This is a genomic window from Camelimonas sp. FR25 (genome assembly GCF_059740505.1).
In genome coordinates this window covers 1-6,915 of record NZ_JCAWFG010000109.1, presented here as the reverse complement: position 1 = coordinate 6,915, position 6,915 = coordinate 1, and the positions used below count along the sequence as shown (strand labels likewise).

Here is a 6,915-nt window from a genome sequence, read left to right as displayed (position 1 = left end):
TGTGGGAAGGACCTTGGATCAGCAAGAGTGTAACGGTTCTCTGTAAGGCCTTGCTCGCAGGGCATCTCGCTCCTTTGGGAGGTTCTGGCAAGCTCAATCAACTTCCATGGGGCTTGTCGCAAACCGTGGCGGTAGCCGCAAAGATCCCTGCGCCCCCCTGTTTTCAGGTTTCGTTAACCTTTCGAAGTCCGAAACAGAGTGCGATCAGTTCATTCTGCCGGCGGACCGTCCAGTCGCCGACGAAGCCGAAGCCCTGCCGCAACCACAGTAGCGCGTCAAAGCCAGCGATCGTACGCCGCGCCGTCGCGAAACTGCGCAGCCAGCCCGCTTTCGGCATCATCTGTTTGAGCCGAAGTGGTCGCTCTCGATTACCTGCGGCAGGTGCTTTGAGACGCAATGGGTGACATCGGCGCCCAGAAGGCCTTCCATGGCGCCGTCCTTGCTGGACGCAGGATAGACGCTGGCCCCCTCCTTGCCGATCGTGTCCGGCGCAAGCAGGTGGCAAACTTTCAGGGCCTTACGGAAAAGCGTTTGGCCGCGGCAAGATCGCGGTGTGCTGTGAGCAGGAAATCAATCGGCGCCCCGTGCTTGTTCACGGCGCGGTAGAGATACCGCCATTCGCCACGGAGTTTGACGTAAATCTCGTCCACACGGATTGATGCGCAATGGGGTTTGCGGAAGCGGCGCAGGCGCTTCTCGATCAACGGCGCGTAGACCAGAACCTTGAAAGGCGCGGTTTCGTGCCAGACCGCAACAGCGAGCAAACCGCCCAGATATTCCATAAGATATCTTCTGCGAAGTTTGTGACAGGCGTGCGCTCGGGACTACCCTCACTCACCCATTCAGAAGCGCCTTCCGCCAGATCATGTCCCCGTATGAAACGGGACCCCCTTCGATGGCGACAAACAGAGCTCACCGGGAGCTTAACCTGCCGTGTGGTTCCCGGCGTCACCTTCAGCAATTTGGGTGGCAGGTTCGTCTTCAGCGGCTCAGAGTTCATGAACAGACTCTGACAGCACGCGTGCAACGGGCGCGAGCAAATAGTCGATTATGCGGCGTTTGCCCGTGGTGATCTCGACGGTGACGGCCATGCCGGGCGACAGGGGAACGTGTTTTCCCTCGATGACCATGCTGGACGCGTGCGGCTCGACGAGGACGGAGAACACCAGGTTCTGCATGCGCTGCACATTGCCTCGGGGCACAACTGCCTGCAGTTCCTGTGCCGCCGCCTGCTCCAGCTGCTGGGCGTCGGGCTCGGGGACGGCGTCTGTCGCAACCTGGGCGACACGGCCGGGAATCGTGCCGTAGCGTGTGAAGGGAAACGCCTCGACCTTGATGACGGCTGCCTGGCCTTCCGTGATAAACCCAATATCGCGGTTTGGCAGATAGGCTTCAATCTCAAGCCGGGCGGCGCGCGGGACCACCCGCATCAGCTCCGCGCCTGGCTGGACGACCTGGCCGGGGGTAGAGATGGCAGACGCCTGCACGACCCCGTCGATGGGACTTCTGATCGTCATGCGGTTCAGGTTCTCATTGGCCTTGATCATGCCCTGCGAAAGTTCTTCAACCTGGCGTGACGCATCGGACAGTTTTTGCCGCTGCTCGGCGACGAATGTGTTCACATGGCTTCGCGCTTCCCGCTCGCTGACCACAATGGCGGCGTTCGCCTGCAACAGCCGGCCCTGCATATCTTCCAGGGCGCTTTCTTCCTTCTGCCTGATCTCGACCGCGTCAATCAGGTTAGCCTTGCTGCCAGCTTTCCTCTCAAGCAACTCTGCGCGCATCGCGACCCGTTGCTGTAGCGTCGCAATCAACGTCTGTCGCGCAGCGATGGCGAGCCGCAAGCCCCTGGCTTCGGCCATATGTTGCGCACGCTGCGCAGCAAGGGCCTCGAGGGAAGCCCCAAGTCGCTCAAGATCCGCCCGCAAGCAGGCGGCCTCGCGCTGCTGGATAGCAACGGCAATGTGGACCGGAAATTTCAGTTCAGCGCCGTCGTGCAGCAATGACTGCTGTAGCATGTGCAACTGGTCCAGTGACGCGGCGGTCGCGATGGCCCGCTCCCTGCGCATGACTTCCGCCAACCAGTTCGCATGTGCTGTCGCCAGCGCCAGGCTGTCGGCGCGTTGTTGCGAGTCCTCCAGTTGCACCAGGACCTCGCCGGCAGCCACGCTCCGGCCATTGGCGACGGGCGGCGACATGACCTTGCCCGGCGCTGCCGCCTGAATGATCTTCACCCGCCCCGATGGCTGAACTTTTCCTTGCGCTGTCGCCACGATGTCGATCTGGCCAAGCCACATCCAGATTGTGACAAATAATGTGATGCTGGCGATGAGTGCGATGAACGCAGCCCTCACTGGTGAAGCAGGCGTTTCGAGTATTTCCAGTGCGGCGGGGAGAAACTCCATATCAGCGCGGAGCCGGGCGGGCTGAGCGCGGCGCCGTCGCCTGGCGGAAATCCAGTGCGTCGTTTTCATGCCAGGGCCTCACCGGTCTGGAGGCGCCACAGCTGGGCGTACAGCCCATTGGCCTGTGCAAGAAGCGCATCGTGCGGCCCCTCCTCCAAGATGCGGCCACCCTTCATGCTGATGATCCGGTCGCACTGCCGGACAGTGGCAAGACGGTGGGCGATGATGATGACCGTCCGCCCCCGGACGATGTCGCGCATATTGGCCAGGATAACGCGTTCGCTTTCGTAATCGAGCGCGCTGGTCGCCTCATCGAGGATCAGGATCGGCGGGTTGGTCGCCAGCGCCCGGGCAATCGCGATTCGCTGGCGCTGGCCGCCCGAGAGGTTGGCCCCGCGCTCCTCGATCATGGTGTCGTAGCCGCGGGGAAGGCTGACGACGAATTCGTCTGCGCCCGAAAGGCGCGCCAGCGCGACGACGGCGTCACGCGACAGCGATGGGTCGGCCAACGCAATGTTGTCGTGAATGGTGCGGTTGAACAGCAAATTCTCCTGTAACACCACGCCGATGCTCGCCCGGAGCCACGCAGGGTCAGCCTGAGCGATGTCATGCCCATCGATGAACACGCGGCCTTCGACCGGGATATGGAACCGCTGGATCAATCGTGTCAGCGTGGACTTGCCGGAGCCGGACGGCCCGACGATGCCAATCACCTCGCCCGGCTGGATATCCAGCGAAACACCAGTCAGCACGTCCTGCCCATCGGGCCTGTAACGAAACGAAACCGACTGGAGACGGATGGCGCCACGAGGCGCCGGAAGCATCTGCATCTTGTCTGGCCGAGGCTCGGGCGCGGCGTTCAGAATGTCCGCCAGCCGCGCGATGGAGACCTGAACCTGCTGAAAGTCCTGCACCAGTTGCGACAGCCGCAGAATGGGCTGCGCCACCTGGCCAGCAATCATGTTGAAGGCCACCAGGCCGCCAACGCTCATCTCGCCCTTGATCACGGCATGCGCGCCGAACAGCAGCAACGCCGCATTGCTGAGCTTGCTGACGTACTGGATGGCGTTCTGGCCCATGGCGGCGAGCATGGCGGCAGAGAACGACGCCCGCACGTAGCCAGCGAGCCGTTCTTCCCACTGGCTGGCGACGATCGGTTCGACGGCTGCCGCCTTGAGTGTCTGAATTCCGACCACGCTTTCCACCAGCAATTGCTGGCTCCATGCGCCCTGGTCGAACTTGTCGTCGACACGCTGTTTGAGCAGCGGCCTGATCACCATACCGATGACGACGTAGAGCGGGATCGAGGCGACCACGATCCACGCCAGCGTGGTGGAATAGGCGAACAGCACGACGATGAAAATGATGGTGAAGATCAGGTCCAATCCGCAAAACATGCCCTGCCCGGTCAGAAATGACCTGATGTTTTCCAGTTCCCTCACGCGCGCCACGGTTTGTCCGGCCGGGCGTGTTTCGAAGTAATTCAGCGGCAGCCGCAACAATTGGCGAAACATGCGGCGGCCAAGCTCAACATCGATGCGGTTAGTGGTGTGCGTGAGCACGTAACTGCGCAGATATTGCATCGCCACCTCAAACAGGCCGAGGGCCGCAAGCCCGACAACGAGCACGATAAGTGTGGAATACGAGCGATGCGTCAGCACCTTGTCGACGACGATCTGGAAGAACAACGGCGTGACCAGAGCAAACATCTGGATGCAGAGCGACGCCAGCAACACATGCGCCAGCGGCCGCCGGTAACGCCACAGGGACGGCAGAAACCAGCCCAGGCCAAACTTCGCCGCGTCTGCCCCTGGTCCGCCGCGTCTGCGTTGCACCAGGATCATGTGTCTGACACCGCGCTCCAGCAGCTCTTCTGCTGACAGCTCAGTTGCACGGAAGGACACCGGATCCACCAGCCGGTAAGAGTTCTCCCCCGTCCGCCCTGCAAAAATCGCGAACTGTCCATCGCCAAGACAAGCGATTGACGGGGCCGGCAGAGTGCGGAACCGCTGCGCGCTCGTCACGAGGGTGCGTCGGGCCCTGAGGCCGACAGATGTCGCAGCGCGGACAAGATCGGGCGCCGTCGTCGGCGCCTGCAAGGCGTTCTCCCGGCCGACAGCGTCTGCCCGTACGGCGATGCCGCAATAGCCTGCAATTGTGCAGAGCGCCGCAAGCCCCGCATCGCGCGCGAGCGCGAGCGCTGACGAAGAGGCTTCGCTCGTCGCCTCATTGTCGTGTTTCATGGCGTGTAGAATCCGTTCGCCTCGTCCAGGCCGGTGTACCTGGCGCTCCGACCTGACCAGGATTGTGACGTTTTCAGCGGATTTCGGGCGGCAATCCGACGGACCGGCGGGCCAGGGCTTCGGCGCCGATTGACGATGCGGTCAGTGTTTCGGCCAGCGTCGGTGCAACGGACGTTACAGTCTCCGCAAAACGGAAAGCGCTGTCGCTAGCAGGCAAAAGATCGATCAATCTTGATACGTCAGCCGAGAGGGCCGGGCTGGCGCGATCGTCGTAAAAAGCGTCAGGCTCGGTTTCGCGCCACTTGCGAAACTCGATCAGTCGCCCAGAACCGGTGAGCATGGCGTCCACATCCTCGGGCGCCGGCGCTGGCCGGGGGAGACTGTGCTGTTCGCCACGCACGCCAGCGGGCGCTGAGGCTTCCACTTCTGCAACAGTACATGCGTGCGCACGCGACGTCGCCCCGCCCGGAACGCCGCTCCGCAGTGCAAGGCCAAGGCTGTTTGCAGCGATGTTCTCGCCGCCTCCCAGTGGTTGGTCATTAATCGCCACGTCAACAGGTGACAGGTCGAGCATCGGATCGGGAAGCGGCGGGGCCGCTACTGCGCCCCCGGCCACGTTGGCGCCGCTACTCAAGCGAGGGCTGGCTGCCTCATCGGCAGGCGATGTCGATCTGCGTTTTCTGAAGTGGCCGGAGAATCCGCCGCCAATGCCGCCGCCAATGCCGATGGACGACATTGGCCCAACGGTTCCACCGACCCCAGACACGTATGGCGTAACTGGCGGGAAAGGTGGCTGGACAGGGATGAGCGGCCGCGAACCGCCTCCGCTCAACGTATTCATGTGGATCTTCAGATTGGCCGGAACGCCATAATCTGGCTTGAACATGGTTGGCGGCGGCATGGAAGAACCAATGGGCGGCGGGTTCGCCACTGAACCAGGGCCCAGCTCAAGTGGTGGCGCGCCAGACGTCACGACAGGCGCTGGCAGCGGTAGTGGAGGTGGCAGGGGCGGCGGCGCCGGGAGCGGAGGTGGCGGGGGCGGCGGCGGGACAAACTGTGGGATCGGCGCTGCTGGCGCAGGCGCGATTGACGGCGGTGGAGCCGCCGGCGCAGGTACAGGCAAAACCGGCGTGGGCTGAGACGCCGGCGTGGCGACAGGCGCAGGTGGCGTGACAGGCACGGGTGTTGGGACAGGTGCGGGTGTTGGGACGGTTGCGGGTGTTGGGACGGGCAAAGGCGCCGCCTCCTGGGGCGGCGGATTGTGTGGTTGCGTATCGTCGGGGCCCGAGAGGGGCGCAGGCTGGGACGACGATTGGGACGCTACAACCGCGCCATCCGTGACCGGCGCGGGCGCGTCAGCGCGAGGCGCCGGCGCCAGCTCACTGTCGACTGGCGGCGAAACAATATAGGTAACGGGCTTCGCAATTCCAGCCTCATCTGATGCTTCACCCTTGTTGGGATTTAGCAGCTCCAGCGCGGCGCCTGACGCGACAGCGGGCACGACCCCAATGGCCTCACCTGTGACGTGCGCTGGTTCGGCCGTGGCTCCCGCGTGATCCTCTTTCGCCGGATCGGCGCCTTCAGCCCCCCTTGCGCCCGTTGAGGGCATTATCTCCCTGCCGCCAGCCGCGCCATCCGGCTTGGTGGGCAGTATGGCCCCCTCCACCTCGCCAGAACTGTCGCCTGGCGCGACGGGCGTTGACATCGACGGGCTCCCTGCGCCGTCCTGAATCACGCGTGCTGCGCCGCCTTCGGGCGCTCGGCCCTGGGAATCCATGTCTTGCCACGCCTTTAGCGGGCCCTTGTCGAGCCGGAATGCGCGCCGCGCGTCGAGCCGCGCACTGATCGCCGGACCATCGACATAAACCCGCTCCAAGCCCTCGCCGCGCGCGTACCAACGCACCTGGCCGTCAGGCGCTATTTCCGCCCGATAGCTCTCAATGTGCATCGGATCTCCAGCCAGGGAGGCAATGCTTCCGTCCACATTGTCAGCGACCCGGTTGAGCACCTCCGCCATCACATCGGCAGGCGCCTGGGCATCAAGCGCAGTGGTTATCTGCTCCTTCGACAGCCCACTTCGCCTTACACTCTCTACGATTGCCTTTGCGTTGCAGGCGATAAATTTCTCATATTCAGCGGGGCTTTCCATGATCCGACGACCAACGGTGTCGCCCGAAAGCGTGGACAGCTGCGTGTTCCAGTAGTATGCGGCGCCACCCCACCCGCCGACGGTTTGCCCACCTTCTTTTGCAGCAGCCATCCAGTCA

General features: G+C 63.3%; 3 protein-coding genes and 1 pseudogene. All 4 read right to left on the bottom strand.

Features of this window, described 5'->3' with window-relative positions:
- Positions 1 to 163: 163 nt before the first annotated feature.
- Positions 164 to 743, bottom strand: a pseudogene (locus AC6A67_RS16705) (IS6 family transposase); the annotation flags it as partial.
- A 246-nt stretch (positions 744 to 989) separates the two neighbouring features.
- On the bottom strand, positions 990 to 2,474 hold the full coding sequence (locus tag AC6A67_RS16700; protein WP_498037697.1) for an HlyD family type I secretion periplasmic adaptor subunit: 1,485 nt from the start codon (positions 2,472 to 2,474) through the stop codon (positions 990 to 992).
- Positions 2,471 to 4,648, bottom strand: coding sequence for a type I secretion system permease/ATPase (locus tag AC6A67_RS16695; protein WP_498037696.1), 2,178 nt, complete (start codon positions 4,646 to 4,648; stop codon positions 2,471 to 2,473). Before AC6A67_RS16695 ends, AC6A67_RS16700 begins: the two co-directional genes overlap by 4 nt.
- A 73-nt stretch (positions 4,649 to 4,721) precedes the next feature.
- Positions 4,722 to 5,384 (bottom strand): hypothetical protein, encoded by a 663-nt coding sequence (locus AC6A67_RS16690; RefSeq protein WP_498037695.1) that lies wholly within the window; start codon positions 5,382 to 5,384, stop codon positions 4,722 to 4,724.
- Positions 5,385 to 6,915 lie beyond the last annotated feature (1,531 nt).